We start from the raw sequence: 20,167 nt of genomic DNA, 5'->3' as shown, positions 1-20,167 counted from the left end.
CGCTATTTATCGACCTTCCGCTGGCTATTGCACCGGATCAGTCTTTCATGAGCCGCCAAAGGGTTGTGCGGCCGATTCCCAGTGCGCGGCTTGCCGCGGCGCGGTTGCCGCCGACGTGTTCGAGGGCGCGTATGACGTCCTCCCGGGTGGGCGACGCGCGGGCGGGAGCATCGCCGCCGCCGCTGCCGTTCCCCACTGCGACAGACGCTCGCAAGGCCGCCGCCTGCTGCATGCGGCCGAATTCCGGAAACACGGCCTGCAGATCCTGCCCGCTCCCGCCGGCCGAATCGCCCAGATAAATCGCGGCGCGCGCCAGCAGATTTTCCAGCTCCCGCACATTGCCGGGCCACGCATAGTGCTCGAACAGGGGCGTGAGGAATGCCAGCACCTGCTCGAACGTGGCGTCCGACAGCCCATATTGGAGCACGCTACGGCTTAACAAGTGCCGCGCCAGTTGCGCGACGTCGCCGCGCCGTTCGCGCAGCGGCGGCAATTCTATCTGAAGCAGGTTGAGACGAAAATACAAATCCGCGCGAAATACGCCCTGCTCGACCAGCGCATGCAAATCGCGATGCGTGGCGGCGATCACCCGCACGTCGACGGGAGTCGCCCGCCCGGAGCCGAGTTTCATGACTTCGCGTTCCTGCAATACCCGCAGCAGCCGGCTCTGCAGCGCCGCCGGCATCTCGCCGATTTCGTCGAGAAAGATCGTCCCGGTGTGGGCAATCTCGAAGAGCCCCGGCTTGCCGCCCCGCCGCGCGCCGGTGAACGCGCCTTCCTCGTGACCGAACAGTTCGCTTTCGATCAGCCCTTCGGGGAGCGCCGCGCAATTGAAGGCCACAAACGGATTGCCACGCCGCCGCCCGGCATTGTGAATACCTTGCGCGACCAGTTCCTTGCCGGTGCCGCTTTCGCCGCTCAACAGCACGGTGGCATCGTGAGCCGCGCCTGCGCGTGCGAGCCGCCGCACCCGTTCGAGCGCCGCCGAGCTGCCGACCAGATCGTCCAGATGATGCCGCGCGACCAGATGCTTCGGCCGCTGGCTGGTACGCAGCGAGCGGTCGATCCGCTGCGCGACCAGCGCGTCCTGCACGGTGACCACCGAGCCCGAACGCAAACCCTGCTCGACGATCGGCACACAGTTGACGATCAATGCGCGGCCGCCGATCTGCTCGATACGCTCCTCGACCGGCATGTCGTGCTCGAGCGTCTCGCGTAACAACGGCCCGATGACGCGCGTCAATTGCGCCGCGACGTCCGGTTCGCGGCCTCCCAAGACGACTTCCTTCGACGCGTCGAGGCCAAGCAGCTCAAGCATCGCCGGGTTGACCGCTTCGAGTTGACCGGCGTCGTCGAAAGCGGCCACGCCGTCGCGCAAGTGGGCGACGATCGTGTTCAGGCGCACCCGCTTCGATTCCTTCTGGCGGCTCACGCGCGCCAGTTCGACCGAGCGCTCGAACGCTTCTTCCACCGCGCCCAGCGAGTATAGAAAGACGCTCTCCAGACCCGCTTGCTGGGCAAAATCGCAGGCCATGCCGGGGCCGATGATCACGCTGCAGCCTTCGGCCGCCAGATTGCCGACCGCCAGCCGCACTTCGTCGACCGAGCGATAAGCGCGCTGTTTCAGGCCGACGTTCAGCCACGGGCTCAGGTCCGCGAGTTCGTGCGAGATGGTTTCATGCAGGACCAGGCCAATCTGCGCGCCGGGCCAGGTCGTCGTGGCGCGGGTGATCGCGCTCAGCACGTCGAAGCCGTTCACCTTGACCATCACCACCGGCACGCTCAGGTGGTCGCGCAGGTAAGCGCCATTCGATCCGGCTGCCAGCACGACATCGACCGAACCCGCGTCCACATAGGCTTGCAGGGCCGTGACGGCGGCGCCGTAACCTTCCCGGACCGAAAAGAACCGGGCCCGCCCGGTGTAACGAGGCGCAACCGTCTCGCAAAGCGATTGCAAGCGGCTGATACTCACCAATGCAACGCCAGGGCGGCCAGAATTGGAATTGGCAAGGGACGGCATGAAAGTGGACACTGCGACGCTCCGCTCGTGACTGGAACGTTCCATGAAACGTTTCATGGAACGTTCCAGCATTCTGCCATGAACCGCGCCGCCGCACCCTTTCCGTCCAAGCTGCTGATTGTTCGACACAAATCCTGAGAGCCGCGAATGGCATGCTTCCTGCACTTCCAGCCCGGCGTTCCATCACCCACTTTCCCATCTGGAGACACATCACCATGAGCACTTCCGCCAATCGCCGCGCCGCGTTCCGCGCCAAGGTCAATCAACGCCAGGGCCTGCTCGTGCCGGGCGCCTTCAACGCCATGAGCGCGCGCGTGATTGAAGATGCCGGCTTCGAGGCGATCTACATCACGGGTGCGGGCGTCACCAATATGTCGCTCGGCTTGCCCGATCTGGGCTTCATCGGACTCGCCGAAGTCGCCGAACATTGCGCGCGGATTCGCGACGCGGTCGCGCTGCCGCTGATCGTCGACGCCGACACCGGCTTCGGCAACGCGCTAAACGTACGCCAGACCGTGCGCGTGCTCGAGCGCAGCGGCGCCGACGTGATCCAGTTCGAAGACCAGATCATGCCGAAGAAATGCGGCCACTTCGCCGGCAAGGAAGTGGTCAGCACCAGCGAGATGGTCGGCAAGATCCGCGCGGCTGTCGACGCCCGCGAAGACGGCAACCTGCAGATCATGGCGCGCACCGATTCGGCTGCCGTTCATGGCATCGAAGACGCGATCGAGCGCGGCCATCGCTTCATCGAGGCCGGCGCCGACATTCTGTTTATCGAAGCGACCGAATCGCTTGCCGACATCGAGCGTTTGCCGTCGCTCTTCGACACGCCGCAACTGATCAACATCGTGATCGGCGGCAAGACACCGGTGCAATCGCGTGAAGCGCTCGCCAAGCTCGGCTACGGCATCGTCCTGTACGCGAACGCGGCGCTGCAAGGCGCGGTGCTCGGCATGCAACGCGCGCTCGGCACGCTGAAGAACAATGGCCGTCTCGACGAAGACGCGACGCTCGTCGCGCCGTTCAGCGAACGCCAGCGCCTGGTGAACAAGCCGCTGTACGACAAGCTCGATCGCGAATACGCGGCGAAGGACTGAGCGGCAAGAAAACCGTGTTTCCGGCGCGGTGCACGCCACGGGTTGTCGCCGCGCGCCTTTGTCTGCGGCGGCGCACTGGCGTCTGCCGCCGTGTCGCCGTGTGCCGGCATCGGCTGCCGTGTCCCGCTGCGTCCCGCTGTGTGCCGCGAATTGTTGCGTTACGATGCAGGGCTGGCGGCGAGGGGCCGTGGTTCAGGAGCGATGGCTGCACGACATCCGCGCCGGTGGCAAAGCGGGAGCGGCCCAGGCGCATCGTCCATGAAAAAGGCCATAAGTGGGTCTTTCCCCGCATAGCTCCGCTAGCACCAAACAGACCGCGGCCTCGTTGCTCATCTACCGAGGGACGCCGGAAACACGCTTTCAAAAGGTTGTCGCAAGAACATGAAGTCAACACAATCGCGCGGGACAGGCCGACACGCTAAAGACGTTAAAGGCGTAAAAGGCGCTAAAGACATCGTCGAATCCACACGCAACGGCAAGGCGGCGAGGACGGTGCAATGAGCAGCGGCACACGCAACTCGCATGTCGGCTGGCTGCCGTACGTCGTCGCGGCAACCTTCTTCATGGAGTATCTCGACACCACGGTGATCGCCACTGCCTTGCCGCAGATGGCGCACTCGTTCGGCGTCGGGCCGAACAGCCTGAGCCTCGGCATGACAGCTTACATGCTGGCGCTGGCGATTTTTATTCCGGTGAGCGGCTGGGTCGCCGACCGCTGCGGCTCGCGCACGGTGTTCTTCAGCGCGATCGGCGTGTTCACGGTGGCTTCGGTGTTGTGCGGCCTGTCGCAGAACGTGACCGAGTTTACCGCCGCGCGGCTGCTGCAAGGCATGGGCGGCGCGATGATGGTGCCGGTGGGCCGTTTGATCGTGGTCCGCAGCACGGAAAAGAGCCGGATGATGCAGGCGATCTCGACCATCACCTGGCCGGCCATCGCCGCGCCGGTGGTCGGGCCGCCGGTGGGCGGCTTCATCACCACCTATGCGTCCTGGCGCTGGATCTTTCTGCTCAACGTGCCGTTCGGTCTGGCCGCGATGGCCGTTGCGCTCGCGCTGGTGCCGAACCTGCGCGGCACCGAACGCAAGCCGCTTGACGTGGTCGGCCTCCTGCTGAGCGCCGCGACGTTGACGGCGATCCTGTACGGCGCGGAACTGGCAAGCCAGCCGGGTGAGAATCCCTGGGTGGCGGGCGCGTTCATCGTCGGCGGATTGCTGATGGGCGTGGTGGCGTTCCAGCATGCAAAGCGTCACCCGCATCCGCTAATCGACGTCTCCACGCTGAAAATCCCGACTTTCTCCGTGACGGTGGTCACCGGCTCGTTCACCCGCATCGGCATTGGCGCAGTGCCGTATCTGATGCCGCTGCTGTTCCAGGTCGGCTTCGGCTTGTCGGCGTTCAAGTCGGGCCTTCTGCTACTGGCCAGCGCGCTGGGCAATCTCGGCATGAAGGCGCTGACCACCCGCATCCTGCAACGCTACGGTTTCCGGATGGTGTCGATTGTCGACGTGACGGTCGCCGGCGTTTTCATCATTGCCTGCGGGCTGCTGACGCCGAATGTACCGCTCGCGCTCGTTCTGTTCGTGGTGTTCATTTACGGCGTCGCGCGTTCCATGCAATTCTCGACGCTTGCCACCCTCGCCTACGCCGATGTCGCGCAGCCGCAGATGAGCGCGGCGAGCACGCTGTGGAGCGCCGCCGCCCAGATGACGATCGGTCTGGGCATTGCCTTCGGCGCCGTCTCGCTACGGGCGGCAGCGTTCTTCAATGGCGAGACGACCGGGCGTGTTTTCACGCTGGACGATTTCCGCCTGGCGTTTCTGTTTGCCGGCGTGCTGACCTTGATGTCCGTGACCGGTTACCTCGGTCTCGCGCGCGATGCCGGACAGAGCATCGGCGGTGGTTCGCGTGGCGTCGAGGACCCGGCGAAGAGCTGAGCGCAAGGCAGGCCGAACGGAAAATCTGACGATGCCGGCGGCGCTGCAGCAACGGCGCCGAACCCAAAGCCGTACCCTTTGATTGCTTAACCAGAACAGGCGGAGACACGCGGTGCAAGCTAACGAGCTGACGATTTCAAGCAACAAGGCCGACCTCGACATCGAGATGATCTACGCGTTCCTGTCACAGGAAACAGCTTGGGCGAAGGGCATGCCGCGCGAGACGTTCGACCGGGCGATAGCGGGATCGCTATGTTTCGGCGCATATATCGAAGGCAAGCAGATCGCGTTTGCCCGCCTGATAACGGACCAGGCGACATTCGCCTACCTGTGCGACGTATTCGTGCTGCCGGCGTACCGCGGCAAGGGCTACGCGTCAGCGTTGATGAAGCACGTATTCGCCAGCCCCTCTCTGACCGGTTTGCGCAGAATCGTGCTGGTAACGACCGACGCTCATCACGTCTACACGCCGCACGGCTTCAGGGAACTGACGGCGCCGGAGCGCTATATGGAACTGCACAATCCGGACGTCTATAAAACGGCCTGAGCGAAGCGCGGGGCGGCAGCTGATAGCCAGGCCATGCATTGACGACACACCAGCAGGCACGGGATCGATGGACGGCCGCCGTTGAGCGTAATGCGCACGGTTTTGAAAGCTTGACGTGCCAGCCGAAAGAACGGGCGACATGCCGCACGCTTGCGCAGCCGGGGCGTCCTTGATCGCAAACAGCCACTGCCGCACTGTCATCCGCGCGCCACGTTGGACGGGTAATTTTCTGCAACAACATAATCCGTCCCGACCCGATGCCACAGCCTTCCGTGCGCAACAACGACAGCGAGAACCGCGCTACGAAAGGCGGCCGCCTTGCTTAAAGCCGCCTCCGTCAGCGCGCTGCTCAACGCCTTCCTCATGGCGATGCAGATCGCCATTGGCTTAACCGCGCATTCGGATGGACTGTTCGCGGACGGCGTCCACACTCTGAGCGATCTGGCCGCCGACAGCATCGTGCTTATCGTGCTGTTCCTCAGCACGAAACACGCGAATGCAACGCCGCGTGACGGGGACAGCAACCTCCCGCAAGCCGTGGCATCCCTCTTCATCGCCGCGTTGCTGATCGTCACAGCAGCCGAAATGCTCTGGCACAGCATCGGACAAACCGCCACGTTGAGCGGCAGCACGGCGATGCAAATCGTCGCCCTCGCCGTCAGCGGGTTCGTCACGATCGCCAAGGAAACGCTGTTCCGCTACATGCGCGCCCAAGGCCGGCGCACCGGCTCGGCGATTCTGCTGGCAAGCGCATGGCATGCGCGCATGGATGCGGTGTCGGCGCTGGTCGCGACCGTGGGCGTGGCCGGCAGCATGGCGGGTTTGCCGATGCTCGACCATGTGGCAGGCGCGGCAATCGGCCTGATGATCATGCGCATGGGGTTCGTCAGCGCGCGCGGCGCATTCCAGCAACTGTCAGCCGGCACAGCGGGAAAAACGGCTGCAGGTCACGCGGCCGACTAGCACGAAGCCTTAACCGTAGGCGCGCTCGCGCATCCACTTCGTCATGATCCATTTTTCGCCGCCGAGCACCGGCGCGCCGCCGTGCAACGTCAGCGGATCGAGTTGACGCTGGCCGTTCATATAGCGGAAATACACCGCGCCGCCTTGCCTCGCCGCGACTGACATACCCGCTTCGGGAAAAATCGTTTCGCCGCCGTCGGGTACGTCGTTCAGATAGATCACCAGGGTCGCCACCCGTTGGCCGCCCTGGGCGGTATGCACCGCGCTGCCGGCCTGATCGGGCGGGAAGTAGTCGAAATGCGGACGATATTCGCCGGTCGTACCGTAATGCAGAATCTGCAGGCCTTCACCGTTTTCGACCGGCCAGTTCATCAGGCCGGATATGCGGCGGTCCATCTTCTCGATGAACGCGTCTTCGCCGCGCTGATACCAGATGCCCTCGCTGGTGCGGTTGCGGATCACGTCTTCCTTACCGGTGACGGGATTGACCGTGGTGGAGCGTTTCAGCCGATGACGCGAGCGTTCGATCATCTCGTTGCACTCGTCCGGCGACAGCACATCCGCGAACACGATCACTTGCGGCCGCTCGCAACGCATCAACACGCGGACATCGCGATCGTGCGCACGGATCACATTGCCACGCGCAACCGGCGACTCGTCGTACTGGTACGTTTGCGGCGCGGCTTTTGCGAGCGCCGCCTCGGTCGCTGCCGATGGCGAACCCGCCGCGTCCGCCGGGTTCATGCCGAACGCCTTGTGCACTTCGGCACGCGCGGCTTCCGTGGCGAAACCGGCCTGCACCATCGCGTCGATCATCGAGTCGATGCTGCAACCGCGCGCGACATTGCTGCTCAGCCACTCTTCCCATGACGCATCCACTACCGGCATACCGCTCCCCGCTTGTCCATGTCACGAAATACTGCATCAACTGGCCGGCTCATAGCAAGACTGGGGGATGGCAGCCGGGCCGTCCTGTCAGATGCTGCGCTGCCGGTGACGATAGAGGTCGAGCCCTTTTCTCGCCTGCGCCCTGATTGCGCGCTGCACGAACGGTGTCCAGCCTAACAGCGCGCCCTTGATCCCCAAGGCCTGGCGGGTCCAGCGCCAAAGGTCGAAGGTATCGCGGTGTTCGGCGATGCGGCCTTCGCGAAACACGAAACGGGCGTCGATGCGGTTGACCACCGTACGGCCCGTCTGACTGAAGGTGTAACGGGCCACCCAGTAGGCGCAGCCGTTGAGATCGTCCGCTTCGACGCCGTCGAAGGTCAGCGAAAAGTCCTGTGCGCGCGCCACCAGCATGCGCCACATGTCGCGCGCCTCGTCTCCGCGCAGCTCGCCGAATGCCGGATCGCTGAAGACCACATCGTCGGCATAGCAGGCCGCCATGGCTTCGGCGTCGCGCTGCTGGAACGCGGTGTAAAACCGCTCGATCAGTTCCGTGTTGGGATGGCTCATTTTCTTGTACTGTGCGTTGCCTGGCCGTGGAAACGGCCCGGAAAGGAGCACGCGCCGAGGTTTGAGCGCGCACGAGCAGCACAATATCGGAAAACCGGGCGGCCGGGGCGCTCAGGAGCGGACGGGCGGCATGGCGGCTGCCAGGGCGGTAAGGCCCGCTCGGGCGGCCTCCGCTACCCTCGCGGCGGCTTTCGTTATATCCTGTCGAATATCACGGTATGCTCTCGTAAAGCGCGGCGGCTTGCCCGCCGGGCGCGTACGACGAAGCGAAACAGGCAGAAACAAGCAAGCAGGAGCCAGCAGCAGTGCGTAGCCGACCCATATTGCAACCCACCTTGCGATCCACCTTGTCCGAACCGGCGGGACGCGCCCCGAAAGGGCTTTCGTCGACTATCGTCGCGGTGAAGTCGGCGTCCGAACGCGGCCGCGCCGAGCTGATCCGCGATGTCGTCGATGCCTACCGGCGCCTTTACGGCAGCGTGCAGCGTTTCGTGCTGATGCTGACGGACGACCAGTTGAACTTTGCATCGGTGGGCACGTCGGGTTCGCACTCACTGAATCAGTTGCTGTCGATCCTGGCCGAGCAGGCCAAGGTGGCGGCGTTCGTCCGTCTGCGCGATCTGAAAGCTTCGATCGAAGAAGCGCGCTCGGCCGAACAGCTTCGCGACGCGATTTTCTCGGATGCGTTCAGCAACGACCTGGCCGCGTTACGCAAGGTGGTGGCGGAACTCGAACGGCTCGACACGGCATTTATCGGCCTGTGCGTTGGGCACGTTCTGGAGCAGCATGCACGGGCAGCCGGCGATACCGCACCCACCGCCGCCCGGCGCGCCGCCGGACGCACTATCGCTGCAGCGCCCGCTGCCTCTCCGCGCCCCTCACGCGCGGAGTCCATCCTCGTCCGCTCAAACGACTGATTCATCATTGCCGCACATGAACGCGCACATGAACGTTTTATCTGGCCTATCGCTATATCCTTTCGAACATATCGCCAGTCGCGCTTGCACGGCGAGCGTGTCCAGCACGCGCATTCAGTCAGCCTGACGCCAGAACCTGATTCGAGGTCCTCATGCACACGCCGCCGTTTCGTCTCGCCCAGCCCCAGCGCCTCAAACTGTCCGGCGACGAAGCCGCCGGTACCGGCTTGCGCGCAGCCGACCCGTGCTGCACACCCGCCAAGGCGTCGTTGCCGAACACCAAACGGCGCGCGCGCCTCGCGGAACTCGACGGGCAATTGCATTGTTCGATCATCGGTACCTGCCTCAGCACGCACGAACTGCGCAAGCTGGTGCCCAGATTCACCAACCTCGATCGCCGGGACGCGAGCGATCTCGAGATTCATCATTCGGCGGTCGAACTCGCAATCGATGGCGGCGCGGGCGCCAAAGCCCTGCACAAATTGCTCGACGAGCACTACGCGATGGCGATCCGCCACTTCGACAAAGCCGCCGACGACGTCGAGTTGCTCAAGCTCTGGAATGAAGCGCTGAAAAGCGGCGACATCCCGCCCGCTTACTGGGCTTTGATGACGCATCCGTACGCAACCCTGCACGTACGCCAGAAAGCGTTCGGCGACCTGCACATGCTGTCGCATCTGGTCGGCGCGGCTAATCGCGCGGACATCCGCAGACTGGTTGCGCTCGAAGCGGAAAACGCCGAGTTGAAAGAGAAGATCGAGCGGCAGCAAAGCCGCCTACAGGAAATCAGCATGCAGCGCGACGCGTCGATTGCTGCGCTCAACGAGCAGATCGTGCAACTCACCGCCCTGGCCACACGGCAGACGCCAACGGATCCCAGCGATCTCGAAGCCGAGATCGCTGCGCTGCGCGGCAAGCTGGCCGACACCGATCAGCGGGTGGCGCTGCATACGAGCCGCCGGGAGGCCGCGGAACAGCGCGTGCTGCAGGAACAAGGCGCGGCGCTCAGGTTACGCAAGAGCCACGATCAGGCGTTGGCGCTGCTCAAGCTGGTCCAAAGCGAATGCGATGCGCTGGAACGCGCGACGGTGGAGGCCGCTGACAGCCATGGTGCGGGGACGCGGCAAGCCAGCCTCGACGGCGTACGCGGCAAACGGATTGTGTATGTGGGCGGCCGGCCCGGTTCGAATTCCGCGCTCAAGCGGCTGGTGGAGGCCGCCGGCGGTGATTTCGTGGTGCACGACGGCGGCGTGGAAGATCGCAAAGGTCTGCTTGCGACCGCGTTGCCGGGCGCGGATATCGTCGTGTTTCCAGTCGACTGCGTCGATCACGATTCGATGAATACGCTCAAGCGCGTTTGCGAACGCCATCGGATCGACTACCACCCGTTGCGCACGGCGAGCGTGGCGAGCTTTGTCGAATTGATGGACCGCCTGCGCCCAGAGCATCTTGCCCAGTTGGGCAGCCCGTCACCGTCGGCGTTTTGCCTGCGCCACGGCTGAAACTTGAGGCGTGAAAACCTCAACGCGTGAAGGCGCGATCAGCGAATCATTCTCGTCAGCTCGGCGATCTGTTTCGCACAGCTTCGTTGCGCCTCTACTTCGACATCGCGGTACAGACGAATGATGTTCTCGCCGACCGGCGTCAGCGTACAGCCGCCGCCGCTTTGACCACCCTGCTCCGAGTGCGTGGCGGGGGCTTTGAGCGAGCGGTTCAACTCGTCGATCAGCAGCCAGGCGCGCCGGTACGACATGCCGAGGCTGCGCGCGGCAGCGGAGATCGAGCCGTATTCGCGCACGGCTTCGAGCAGTTCGACTTTGCCCGGCCCAAGCGCGACAGCATCGCCGCTGCGGATGCGCATTCTGAAGCGCACTTCGGGGCGCGGCTTTACAGCCTTGGTTACAGCCTTTGTCGCGGATTTCGTCGCGGGTGCTGGTTTGGTTTTCGTGGTATCAGCCATGCGCGAAAGCATACACGAACCGCCTCACCCTGCCACCCTGGCTGAATGGCCATCAGTGGCGGTCCGGGAAGCAATGCCCGTAGTCTTCGCAGCCCGGGCAACCGGGCGCCGGGCCAGGCTGAAGCCCTAATGAAAGCGCGCGTTGCTGGGCGAGGAATTTCTTCCAGCGCAGATTGCCGACATTCAATGCGACGAGCGAGGGGAAATAACGCGTCAGCATCCAGGTGACTTCTTCGCGGCCCGCGAGACCGAGGTCGCGCCACAGGTGATCCGGCCGCAGGCACGCGTGAGCAATGATCGAGGCGAGGCAGCGAGCGTCGTTCGCGTCGACGGCCATGCTGGAATACGTGAGCAGCAGCGCACGTAGCGTTTCGACGAATTCCGCGTGTTCGCCGGTGTTGGCGGGCGGCAATGAAGACAACGACGCCGACACTGCGGCGCGCGCAAAATGCCGCTCCAGTAGCGCGCCCCATGTTTGCTGCGACAACCCCAACAGCGCGAGTTCGTGGCGCACGTCGCGCGCGGCGATCAGTCTGGCAAACAATTGAGTATCGGGCGATGCGGGGTCTGTGGCCGCAGCCAGCCATTTTGCCTGGCATTCGGCAACCTGCGCGTCGAGCGACGTAAGCAACGGTTCCGGGCCACGCGCGGCAACATCCGCAGCGGGCGAAAGCGGTTCGTCAGACATGGCGGCGAGACGATGATGAACGGCCAACCATGTTACGCCTGTCGCTCGAATCGCCTACGCCAAAGGTTTCAAAACATGCGCCTCGATACGTGCGAGACGTTTGACGTGGCGTGGCGCGGGCAGAATATCCGAGCCGGAAAACAGAATCGGCGCGCCGTCCTCGGCATCGATCGCGCGGCCACCGCATTCGTACGCGACCAGCACGTTCTCGCCGACCGGCGTATTGAACAGTTCATGCCACGAAAACGTCACGACGTAGCCATCGTGCCCCACCGCCACGAACACCGTGCGCTTGAACTCGCCCGGCACCTCGTTCGGCAGCCCTGCTTCCGAAATCAGGGTCGTCAAACGCACGCCGCGATATGGCTCGACGCTGCGGATGAAACGATTCGTCGTGTAGCAGCGCAGATCGAACGGCGTGGACAGCACGCTTTCGTAACCCTTGAGCCGCGCGAGATCGAAAGACAGCGGGCGCTGGAACCGTCCGCTCAGGACGAGCGCGCCAGCGACGGCAGGCGCGGCGATCACATTCACACTATCCATCTGCGGTTATCTCCAGCATCGATGCCTGAGCGGCCTGTTCACACGTTATGTCCGTGTGTATATTACGCTGCGATGGCCGCGGCGGCGCGAAAATGCATCGATACGCACTATATCGCCGGGCATATCGGCCACTCGGCCGGCCTCGTCCGCGCCGGCAATGTCGCATGACACGCGCAGCGGCGCACAACGCAATGCGATGACGTCGTAATATAGCGCTCTTAATAACGTATCGGGGTTAATCGTATGATTCGCAAGCTCCTTGCATCTTTCGTGGTCGCCGCCGGGGTGGTGGCAGCCGCTCCCGCCTTCGCGCAGGACAACACGGTCAACGTGCTGTACGCCGGTTCGCTCGTCAATCTGATGGAACGCAGCGTGGGGCCGGCGTTTGAAAAGGCCACCGGCCAGCAGTTCCGCGGCTATGCGGCGGGCTCGAACAAGATCGCCAACGAGATCAAGGGCAAGCTGCGCCGCGGCGACGTGTTCATCAGCGCGAGTCCGAAGGTGAACACCAGCCTGATGGGCGAGGCGAACGGCGACCACGTCACGTGGTATGTGAACTTCGCCGAATCGCCGTTGATGATCGGCTACAACCCGCAAAGCAAGTTCGCGGCGGATTTCAGGAGCAAGCGCTGGGATCAGGTGTTGCAGGAGCCGGGTATCCGTATCGGCCGTACCGATCCGAAGCTCGACCCCAAAGGCGCGTTCACCGTCGAAATGGTGACGAAGGCCGCGCAGCTCTACCACCAGCCGGACCTCGTCGAAAAGACGCTGGGCGAAGCGGAAAATCCCGCACAGGTTTTGCCTGAAGAAACGCTGGTGGGCCGCCTGCAATCCGGCCAGCTCGACGGCGGCTTTTTCTATTCGACCGAAACGTCCGATCTGAAGATTCCGGCGATCCGTCCCGCACCCGAATTGCAGGCCAAAGCAAGCTACACGTTGACGATTCTCAGCGACGCACCGAACCATGCGGGCGCGAGCAGTTTCGTCGACTTCCTGCTGAGCGCACAAGGTCGCGCGCTCCTCAAGCAACACGGCGTGGACGTGATCAAGCCCACCGTGACCGGCAACGTGCAAGCAATGCCGCCTTCGGTACAAGCCGTGATCGACGCCGCGCAATAAGGTGGCGAAACAGGCAGTGAACCGGCCCACCGCACGGCCGCTGCTCTGGCTGGCGGCGCTGCTTGCCGTCTATCTGTGCGCCCCGTTTGTCGCGAGCGTGCCGCAACTCGGCGCGGCCGACTGGCTGAATGTCGATTGGCACGCAACGTGGTCGGCGGTCGCTGTATCGGCGGCAAGCGCCAGCGTGGCTTCGCTGGTCATTCTGCTGGGCGGCGTGCCGCTCGGCTATTTTCTGGCGCGCTCGAATTCGCGCAAGGTGGCGCTGCTCGGCTTCGTCGTACAGTTGCCGCTTGCCTTGCCGCCGCTCACCAGCGGCGTGCTGCTGCTGTTTCTGCTCGGCCCGTATAGCTGGGTCGGCCGGTTCACCAACGGGGCACTGACGGATTCGTTTGCCGGCATCGTGCTCGCGGAAACCTTCGTGGCCGCCCCCTTCCTGATCATCGCCGCAAAGTCCGCGTTCACCGCCGTGGACCCCGTGCTCGACGACGTGGCCGCGACGCTCGGCCATCATGCGGGCAGCCGCTTTTTCCGCGTGATGCTGCCGGTCGCATGGCCGGCGATTCGCGCAGGACTCGCGCTCGCGTGGCTGCGTGCGTTCGGCGAATTCGGCGCGACGGTGATGGTGGCTTACCACCCGTATTCGCTGCCGGTGTACACGTACGTCGTGTTCGGCGGCCAGGGCCTGCCGGCGATGATGCCTCTGCTTCTGCCCACGCTCGCGATCGCGATTGTCTGCGCGGCGCTGTCGATCTATAGCCTTCGGCAGAAAGCGTCGCTCGAACAAACCGAAAACGGCGACGACGCCCTGGAACCTGGCGCGGATCTGACGGCGAGCCGGGGCGAGACGTCCGATCTTCGTCTCGCCTTTCATTTGCAGCGCCGGCTTGGCGCGTTCGAACTCGACATAGCATGGACGCCCGCGACGCGGCGGCTTGCGATCATCGGGCCGTCGGGCTCGGGTAAATCGCTGGCATTGCGCCTGATCGCAGGGCTCGAATCCAACGCATCCTGTTCCGTGCGGCTCGGCGCCACCGACCTGAGCACGCTGCCGCCCGAGCGCCGCCAGATCGGCTACATGCCGCAAGACTACGGTCTGTTTCCGCACATGACGGTCGCGCAGCAACTCGCGTTTCCCGTCGACGCCGACGCGGCCAGCGCGCGTTACTGGCTCGATCATCTCGGCCTCGCGCAGCTGATTGCACGCCTGCCGCATCAATTGTCGTTCGGTCAGCGGCAACGTGTGGCGCTGGCGCGGGCACTCACGCGTCATAGCGAATTGTTGCTGTTCGACGAACCGTTCGCGGCGCTCGATACGCCGCGGCGGCGTCGTTTGCAGCAGTCGCTGCGGGCATTGCAGCGCGAGATTGCGGCGGTGACGATCATCGTCACGCACGATCCCGACGAAGCGGCATTGCTGGCCGATGAGGTGCTGGTTCTGGAACAGGGGCGCGTGCTGCAGGCCGGTTCCATCGACACGGTGTTCGAACGGCCGGCTTCGATGCGGGTTGCCGAGCTGCTCGGCTTGCACAACGTCGGCGAAGGTTTGATGACTGCGCCTGGACGCGTGGAGATCGGCAATGGGTTGGCGATCTCCACGGGCGATGGCGGCTCTGCGATTCCCGCCGGGCAGCGGGTGATGTGGCGCATCTCGTCGCATGCCGTGACGATTTCTCCCGACGGCGCTCATGCCGGCGTGGTCGATACGGTCGAGTTACGGCGTGGTGAGCGATATGTCCGCCTGAATATCGCGGGCGTGCGCTTCGACATCGCGAACGAGGATGCCCGGTTGCAGGAAGGAAGTGCTTGCCGGATCGATGTGGATGCCGTCGGCGTTTCGGTCTGGAATGTGAGCTAGTCCGCGCTTGGTTTGTCCTGCGCGCTAGCGAGCGGTGACCTGGCGGTTTAGCCACCGCCACGGCCAGCGCCGATACCAGCTAACCCTCACCCGCGTGAGCCCGCTGCCTGACTTCAGAAAATGCAACGTCGACCAGCAATTTGCCTGAATCGAAAACCGTGACGAGCGCTTCGTCCCAATCATCTTCAACGGTACGGTCATCCCACACCACCGGCAACGTGACCGTCCGATACTCGCCTGTGTGACGGTTCACCAGCAACGTCAACCGACCTTTCATCGATCGCTTGCCGGCATCCGTGACCGGGTCCTTGTGCACGTCGCGCCATTCATCCCCAAGCCGGATGGCCGAACACTTCATGGCGAATCGCTGTGTGTCGCGATTGATCTGCTGCAGCAGCGCACCGCCCATGCCGAACACGATGTTGTCCGCGGCGAAGCCCGCTTCATCCATACCCGCCAGAATCGCCTCGATCGAATCCGGATTCACGCCGTCGCCCTGAATCACGCGGACGTGATTGAGCACGCGCCGCCCTTTGCCGTTCACCGTCGAACCGAACGACGCCTCGAGCGCCCGCATGGTCTGCAGGACAATCGTCAGCGGATCGCCGGAATCAGGCCGGATCACCAGCGTGCCGCCGGAATCGAGCACCGCCTGCTTCAACTCCGTGCCCCACACCTGGAGCGCGGCGTACAGGTCGTAGGAATCGGACACCACCGAAACGATCGCCCCCGGTTTGCCGAACTTCGCGATCATGTTGCGGAACGCATCCGTTTCACGCTCACGTCCCCATGACGTGATCGTGCTGTGCTCTGCTGCCGGCACCGAAAACGCCGCCATCGGTTCGTTGTAGAAACGATTCGCGGCAACGACGCCGAGCACCGTATCCGAACCCATGAAACTGACGAGATGCGCCGAGCCGCCGATCGCCGCCGACTCCGCACTCGACACGCCACGCGCGCCGAAATCGTGCAGCTTGAACGGCAGTTGCGCGAGGTCGTCGCTACTCTTCTCCAGATAGGCACGAATCGTCTTGCGCAGATGCCAGCTTTGCGTCGCGACCGTAATCGGATACCACACGCGCAGCAGCATCGTCTCCAGATACGAGGCCAGCCAGAACACCTGGGGATCGTCGCATTCGACCGTGACCAGAACGTTGTGCGTGGGCACCACCGAGCCTTCCGGCACGGCGCGAATCCGCACCGGCAGATAGCCGTGATGGCGCTCGACGATGTAGCGCCAGCCGGCTTCGTTGAACGGCTCGCCATGCGCAGTGAAGAACGCCTTTGCCTGCCCGATCATCTCCGCGGTGATGGGGCGGCACAGATACTCCTTGATGAGCATCTGAAGGCCGAAGAACAGCGTGCGGTCATAGCGCCCGCCACGCGACTCGATGTATGAAAACATCGCCGACGCTTCGGGCGGATATTGCAGGTAGTGCGACGCCTTATACGAATCCGTGTTGAGGATCGGATTGGACAGGATCGACGCCATGTCGTTGAGCGGGTGGGTATCGTTCTGCATGAATGATGCTGGGCTCGTGCGGCTCGCTTAAGGGAAATCAGGTGGGCCGGGGTCTTGCCGCCTGCGCCGCAGGCACAACTACACCATACACCGGCAAAACATGCCCGGCATCGCCCGAAACCGCACCTTACCCGTGTCAGCCCGACACGGCCCGACGCTGGACAGACGCCGCGCCTCCCGCACCATGCACTCAGACTGCAGCGCAAACGGGCGTCCGCAAATGATCGCGTTCTGAATCCCGACGTTCGCCGGCATTCGGCCGCGCTGTGAACAGGCGGCCGAACGCCCTTAACACTAGACGTTCAGGTGTATTCGTCGGGATCGGACGAGTAGGTGTCCGTGCCGCACTCGGGCTCTGATTCACGCGAAACCGGGATCTCAAACACCGCGTCGCGCAACACGTCGCGCTGAATCTCGGGCTGAGCCTTGCGTTTCATCGCCTCGGCGATCACCAGTGTGAGCAGATCGACCGGCGGCGCTGCGAACAGGGTACGCTGCCACGCAAAGCGACGCCGATAACAGAGACGTGCGCCGTGCGCTGCGGTGTGGTGATCCAGCCGCGATGCGGCCGGCTTGCTGATCGTTTTCATGACAACCCCCGAATCCCGAATGACCGGCCGCTTCCAGGCCACTTCCAGGCCACTTCCAGGCCATTTCCGCCGTATCCAGGTAAGCCATGCCCGCGCCAATATGCGGGCATGGCGCCCGGTCCACCTCGTAGCATGTGCCTCTCTATGGAGACTAAGGCCGTTCCTCCCCGCTTCTTCGCGCCGGCCGGTCCTGACCGTGCGCTGCCCTTCCCTGTTCTGTACGTCGCGCGCTCGCGAATGGCTCGAGTGCGGTACCTGTCGCTATTGGCCATCAATGGCGGCCGTCGATTTCGAATCCGTCCAGCCGGACAGAAAAAGTGGCGTGGTCAGCGCTTCACGTCGTCCGGTGACGAATGACCGATACGTCGTATCGGCCATTCCTCCCGTTTTTTTGACGTCCGTTTTTCGGTGGCCCCGCCGCACCTTCGTAAGACACCTTGGCTTCCCCGGCCGCGCTTACGAAGACAATGTTTGCCACCGGGTTCCAGTTGCTGCTTCCACGGCTCTCAGAATGCTGGCGGCAATGTATTCGTTTGTGAGGCTCCTGTTGCAATGGCTGTGCCATGCACCATCAATCCCCTGCTGCACGGTGATTTTGCCGCTGCGCACGTCGCCGGACCCGGCCGGGCCGTACACGATGATTCAGATTCGACACACGATTCGTTCACCCTCCAACGCATCGCGGAAGGATCTGCCTGCCTGCATGGCCGGTTGCACGCTTCGGCGGGCCACGTCCGGCTGTGCTTTGCGGCACGATCCGGTCAAAAATGCCGATGCTTCGGGCCACGAAACGGCGCTGACGGCAGGATGCCGAACATGTCGCAAGCGTGAGACACGGCGGCCCGAGAGCACGATATCCGTCGCACATCGACAGCAATGCGGTTTGCAACGTTGTGTGGCATGCCGCACATAGCCGGGCTTGACCGGTTATTTCTGAACAGCAAGCCACCCTCTCGCGACATGAAAAACACTTCTGAATCCATATTTGTTTGTATAGCGCTCGAAAGCGCTTTCGCTTATGGTTAAGCCATGCGCCATGTAGAGCGCCTGTGTCAGGCCAAAAAGGCAAAAACGGGCTTGAATGATACGGGGATGAAATAATCCGGCGGTTTCAGCGTTGAACGCTGTTCTGCCACCGGTCCGATGTGTAACACCTCGCGGCTCACGCCGCGACTCCATGCCCCCGTCATTGCCGCTACCGTGAGTTTGTCCTTACCGGTTTGCCCAGTTCTGAGAGCCGCAACGATCCGGGGGTTACATGAATACGACTTGCACGCCTGTCGACACCGAACGCACCGTTCTATACGTATCGAACTCGCCCGACCACGATCTCGCCAGCTTCCTGGCGGCATCGGGCTGGCAAGCGGTGCACGCCAGAAGCACGGCGATTGCCGAACGGATAATCGAGCGCGACAACATCAAGGTCGGGCTCGTCGAATTGCCTGGTGATTGCACGTCCCAGCATTTGTCCATCCTCGCCTCCTGCATGCGGCGCGTCGAAACCAACTGGGTCGCGCAGATCGCGCCGGGCCAGGCGGAAAACGAACTGGTCAGCCGTTTTATCCTCGACTATTGCTTCGATTTCGTTACCCGGCCGTGGCTGAACGAGCGGCTCGTCTTCGCGCTGGGCCACGCGCACGGGCTGTCGAGCCTGCGGCGTGCGCCGGCCGCGCCGGAGCCGTCGCTCGGCCAGCACGGCATGGTCGGGCAATGCGAGGCCATGCAGCAGCTATACCGTCGCATCGACAGATGCAGCGTGACCGAAGCACCGGTGTTCATCGCCGGCGAATCGGGCACCGGCAAGGAACTGACCGCTCGTGCGATTCATGAGCGCTCGCCGCGCGCGGCCCAGGCGTTTGTCGCGATCAATTGCGCAGCCATTCCACCGAGCCTGCTGCAAGCCGAATTGTTCGGCCACGAGCGCGGCGCCTTTACCGGCGCGTTGCAGCGCAAGATCGGCCGGATCGAAAGCGCGAACGAGGGCACCCTGTTTCTGGATGAAATCGGCGATATGCCGCATGAATGCCAGGCAGTCCTGTTGCGCTTTTTGCAGGAAGGCACCATCGAACGGCTGGGCGGCAATGGCACGATCAAGGTCGACGCACGGGTGATTTCGGCGACCCACGTCGATCTGGACAAAGCCGTCGAAGACGGCCGTTTCCGCTCCGACCTGTATCACCGCCTGTGCGTGCTGCGGCTCGTCGAGCCGCCATTGCGCGAGCGTGGCGGCGACATCAAGCTGCTCGCCAACTACGCGCTCAGCATGTACCGTCAGGACGGCGCGCGCAAATTGCGCGGGCTGTCGAGCGATGCGATCGTCGCCATGTCGAATTATCCGTGGCCCGGCAACGTGCGCGAGCTGATCAACTGCGTGCGCCGTGCCGTGGTGATGAGCGAAGGTCGTTTTATCACGGCAAGCGACCTCGGCCTGCCGGAAACCGACGCCGGGCCGGCCATCACCCTGGCGGAGATCCGCAGCAAGGCCGAAAAGGACGCCATCGAGCACGCGTTGCAACGGCACGGCTACAAATTGTCCGAGACCGCGGCCGAACTCGGCGTTTCGCGGGCAACGCTGTATCGCCTGATGCATGCGAACCGGCTGCATCAGGAACCGGCGGCCGGGCGCGCCTCGAACACGAACGGCGGCGCGGATGCCGACGACGAGGCGGAGCGGCACGCTTCAACGCTGGCTTGACCTTACGGGCTGCTTAAGCGGGTCTAGCGCGGGTCAAGCGGGCCAACCTCCGCGAACCCGCGCCGCGCCGGTTGCCGCGCGCCGGAGCGCCGGCCGTCGTAACCCGCTCGTCGAATCCTCTTTGACGATGCCCGCTCGCAATGCGCCGCACACAACAGTCACACTGCTACATCGACAGTTCATCACGTAGCGAAACGTCGCGATCAACCTGCGGCCATACTGGAGTCCGGGTCCTCGGACCATCCTCATCCGATTGGGAGCT

Annotated in this window: 17 protein-coding genes; 9 read left to right on the top strand and 8 right to left on the bottom strand. The window is 63.6% G+C overall.

The window, feature by feature from the left end:
* Positions 1 to 37: 37 nt before the first annotated feature.
* On the bottom strand, positions 38 to 2,065 hold the full coding sequence (gene prpR, locus ACOSV0_RS29185) for a propionate catabolism operon regulatory protein PrpR (protein WP_434110530.1): 2,028 nt from the start codon (positions 2,063 to 2,065) through the stop codon (positions 38 to 40).
* A gap of 170 nt (positions 2,066 to 2,235) precedes the next feature.
* On the opposite strand from prpR, the gene ACOSV0_RS29180 reads away from it, so the two are divergent.
* The 4 genes from ACOSV0_RS29180 (at position 2,236) to ACOSV0_RS29165 (ending at position 6,561) form a co-directional block, all read left to right on the top strand.
* A complete protein-coding gene (locus tag ACOSV0_RS29180; protein ID WP_434110528.1) occupies positions 2,236 to 3,117 on the top strand; it encodes an isocitrate lyase/PEP mutase family protein in 882 nt (293 codons plus the stop codon).
* A gap of 497 nt (positions 3,118 to 3,614) precedes the next feature.
* Positions 3,615 to 5,051 (top strand): MFS transporter, encoded by a 1,437-nt coding sequence (locus ACOSV0_RS29175; protein ID WP_434110526.1) that lies wholly within the window; start codon positions 3,615 to 3,617, stop codon positions 5,049 to 5,051.
* 112 nt (positions 5,052 to 5,163) lie between these two features.
* Entirely contained in the window at positions 5,164 to 5,598 is a 435-nt protein-coding gene (locus ACOSV0_RS29170) for a GNAT family N-acetyltransferase (RefSeq protein WP_434110525.1), read from the top strand.
* A 318-nt stretch (positions 5,599 to 5,916) separates the two neighbouring features.
* Positions 5,917 to 6,561: a cation diffusion facilitator family transporter gene (locus ACOSV0_RS29165; protein ID WP_434110523.1), complete on the top strand. Its 645-nt coding sequence runs from the start codon at positions 5,917 to 5,919 to the stop codon at positions 6,559 to 6,561.
* Positions 6,562 to 6,570: 9 nt separating this feature from the next.
* Here ACOSV0_RS29165 and ACOSV0_RS29160 read toward each other — a convergent pair whose 3' ends face one another.
* Positions 6,571 to 7,449 carry a 2OG-Fe(II) oxygenase gene (locus tag ACOSV0_RS29160; protein ID WP_434110521.1) on the bottom strand — a complete coding sequence of 293 codons (879 nt, stop codon included), beginning with the start codon at positions 7,447 to 7,449 and terminating at the stop codon, positions 6,571 to 6,573.
* A gap of 87 nt (positions 7,450 to 7,536) precedes the next feature.
* A complete protein-coding gene (locus ACOSV0_RS29155) occupies positions 7,537 to 8,016 on the bottom strand; it encodes a nuclear transport factor 2 family protein (protein WP_434110519.1) in 480 nt (159 codons plus the stop codon).
* Positions 8,017 to 8,321: 305 nt separating this feature from the next.
* Here ACOSV0_RS29155 and ACOSV0_RS29150 point away from each other — a divergent pair, with 305 nt between their 5' ends.
* Together ACOSV0_RS29150 and ACOSV0_RS29145 are read left to right on the top strand one after the other, a co-directional pair.
* Positions 8,322 to 8,933 (top strand): hypothetical protein, encoded by a 612-nt coding sequence (locus ACOSV0_RS29150; protein ID WP_434110518.1) that lies wholly within the window; start codon positions 8,322 to 8,324, stop codon positions 8,931 to 8,933.
* Positions 8,934 to 9,085: 152 nt separating this feature from the next.
* Positions 9,086 to 10,435, top strand: a complete 1,350-nt coding sequence (locus ACOSV0_RS29145) for a DUF2325 domain-containing protein (protein ID WP_434110517.1) — start codon at positions 9,086 to 9,088, stop codon at positions 10,433 to 10,435.
* Between the two features lie 38 nt (positions 10,436 to 10,473).
* On the opposite strand, the gene ACOSV0_RS29140 is transcribed toward ACOSV0_RS29145, so the two are convergent.
* Genes ACOSV0_RS29140 through ACOSV0_RS29130 form a run of 3 tightly spaced genes read right to left on the bottom strand, consistent with a single transcriptional unit; the run spans position 10,474 to position 12,124 of the window.
* The gene (locus tag ACOSV0_RS29140) at positions 10,474 to 10,893 is read right to left on the bottom strand and encodes a winged helix-turn-helix domain-containing protein (RefSeq protein WP_434110515.1); all 420 of its coding nucleotides are present in this window, start codon (positions 10,891 to 10,893) and stop codon (positions 10,474 to 10,476) included.
* 52 nt (positions 10,894 to 10,945) lie between these two features.
* A complete protein-coding gene (locus ACOSV0_RS29135) occupies positions 10,946 to 11,581 on the bottom strand; it encodes a nitrogen fixation protein NifQ (protein WP_434110514.1) in 636 nt (211 codons plus the stop codon).
* A gap of 54 nt (positions 11,582 to 11,635) precedes the next feature.
* A complete protein-coding gene (locus ACOSV0_RS29130) occupies positions 11,636 to 12,124 on the bottom strand; it encodes a molybdopterin-dependent oxidoreductase (RefSeq protein WP_434110512.1) in 489 nt (162 codons plus the stop codon).
* Between the two features lie 243 nt (positions 12,125 to 12,367).
* Here ACOSV0_RS29130 and ACOSV0_RS29125 point away from each other — a divergent pair, with 243 nt between their 5' ends.
* Both ACOSV0_RS29125 and ACOSV0_RS29120 read left to right on the top strand, forming a co-directional pair.
* A complete protein-coding gene (locus ACOSV0_RS29125) occupies positions 12,368 to 13,243 on the top strand; it encodes an extracellular solute-binding protein (protein ID WP_434110510.1) in 876 nt (291 codons plus the stop codon).
* Positions 13,244 to 13,259: 16 nt separating this feature from the next.
* Positions 13,260 to 15,098 carry an ABC transporter ATP-binding protein/permease gene (locus ACOSV0_RS29120; protein WP_434110508.1) on the top strand — a complete coding sequence of 613 codons (1,839 nt, stop codon included), beginning with the start codon at positions 13,260 to 13,262 and terminating at the stop codon, positions 15,096 to 15,098.
* A gap of 79 nt (positions 15,099 to 15,177) precedes the next feature.
* Here the strand turns inward: ACOSV0_RS29120 and ACOSV0_RS29115 are convergent, their stop codons facing one another.
* Positions 15,178 to 16,620 (bottom strand): nicotinate phosphoribosyltransferase, encoded by a 1,443-nt coding sequence (locus ACOSV0_RS29115; protein ID WP_434110507.1) that lies wholly within the window; start codon positions 16,618 to 16,620, stop codon positions 15,178 to 15,180.
* A 302-nt stretch (positions 16,621 to 16,922) separates the two neighbouring features.
* Positions 16,923 to 17,210: a hypothetical protein gene (locus tag ACOSV0_RS29110; RefSeq protein ID WP_434110506.1), complete on the bottom strand. Its 288-nt coding sequence runs from the start codon at positions 17,208 to 17,210 to the stop codon at positions 16,923 to 16,925.
* A 1,258-nt stretch (positions 17,211 to 18,468) separates the two neighbouring features.
* On the opposite strand from ACOSV0_RS29110, the gene ACOSV0_RS29105 reads away from it, so the two are divergent.
* Positions 18,469 to 19,905 (top strand): sigma 54-interacting transcriptional regulator, encoded by a 1,437-nt coding sequence (locus tag ACOSV0_RS29105; protein WP_434110504.1) that lies wholly within the window; start codon positions 18,469 to 18,471, stop codon positions 19,903 to 19,905.
* The last annotated feature ends 262 nt before the right edge of the window (positions 19,906 to 20,167 follow it).

This window comes from Paraburkholderia caffeinilytica (assembly GCF_051027425.1).
Classification (GTDB): Bacteria; Pseudomonadota; Gammaproteobacteria; order Burkholderiales; family Burkholderiaceae; genus Paraburkholderia; species Paraburkholderia caffeinilytica_A.
This window is presented reverse-complemented; position numbering and strand designations above follow the sequence as displayed.

Excerpts from the sequence above, each read along its gene's own strand:
- prpR (WP_434110530.1), bottom strand. The coding sequence starts at position 2,065 with ATGGAACGTTCCAGTCACGAGCGGAGCGTCGCAGTGTCCACTTTCATG.
- ACOSV0_RS29160 (WP_434110521.1), bottom strand. The coding sequence starts at position 7,449 with ATGCCGGTAGTGGATGCGTCATGGGAAGAGTGGCTGAGCAGCAATGTC.
- ACOSV0_RS29155 (WP_434110519.1), bottom strand. The coding sequence starts at position 8,016 with ATGAGCCATCCCAACACGGAACTGATCGAGCGGTTTTACACCGCGTTC.
- ACOSV0_RS29110 (WP_434110506.1), bottom strand. The coding sequence starts at position 17,210 with ATGAAAACGATCAGCAAGCCGGCCGCATCGCGGCTGGATCACCACACC.
- ACOSV0_RS29105 (WP_434110504.1), top strand. The coding sequence starts at position 18,469 with ATGAATACGACTTGCACGCCTGTCGACACCGAACGCACCGTTCTATAC.
- ACOSV0_RS29145 (WP_434110517.1), top strand. The coding sequence starts at position 9,086 with ATGCACACGCCGCCGTTTCGTCTCGCCCAGCCCCAGCGCCTCAAACTG.
- ACOSV0_RS29140 (WP_434110515.1), bottom strand. The coding sequence starts at position 10,893 with ATGGCTGATACCACGAAAACCAAACCAGCACCCGCGACGAAATCCGCG.
- ACOSV0_RS29115 (WP_434110507.1), bottom strand. The coding sequence starts at position 16,620 with ATGCAGAACGATACCCACCCGCTCAACGACATGGCGTCGATCCTGTCC.
- ACOSV0_RS29130 (WP_434110512.1), bottom strand. The coding sequence starts at position 12,124 with ATGGATAGTGTGAATGTGATCGCCGCGCCTGCCGTCGCTGGCGCGCTC.
- ACOSV0_RS29180 (WP_434110528.1), top strand. The coding sequence starts at position 2,236 with ATGAGCACTTCCGCCAATCGCCGCGCCGCGTTCCGCGCCAAGGTCAAT.
- ACOSV0_RS29125 (WP_434110510.1), top strand. The coding sequence starts at position 12,368 with ATGATTCGCAAGCTCCTTGCATCTTTCGTGGTCGCCGCCGGGGTGGTG.
- ACOSV0_RS29175 (WP_434110526.1), top strand. The coding sequence starts at position 3,615 with ATGAGCAGCGGCACACGCAACTCGCATGTCGGCTGGCTGCCGTACGTC.
- ACOSV0_RS29135 (WP_434110514.1), bottom strand. The coding sequence starts at position 11,581 with ATGTCTGACGAACCGCTTTCGCCCGCTGCGGATGTTGCCGCGCGTGGC.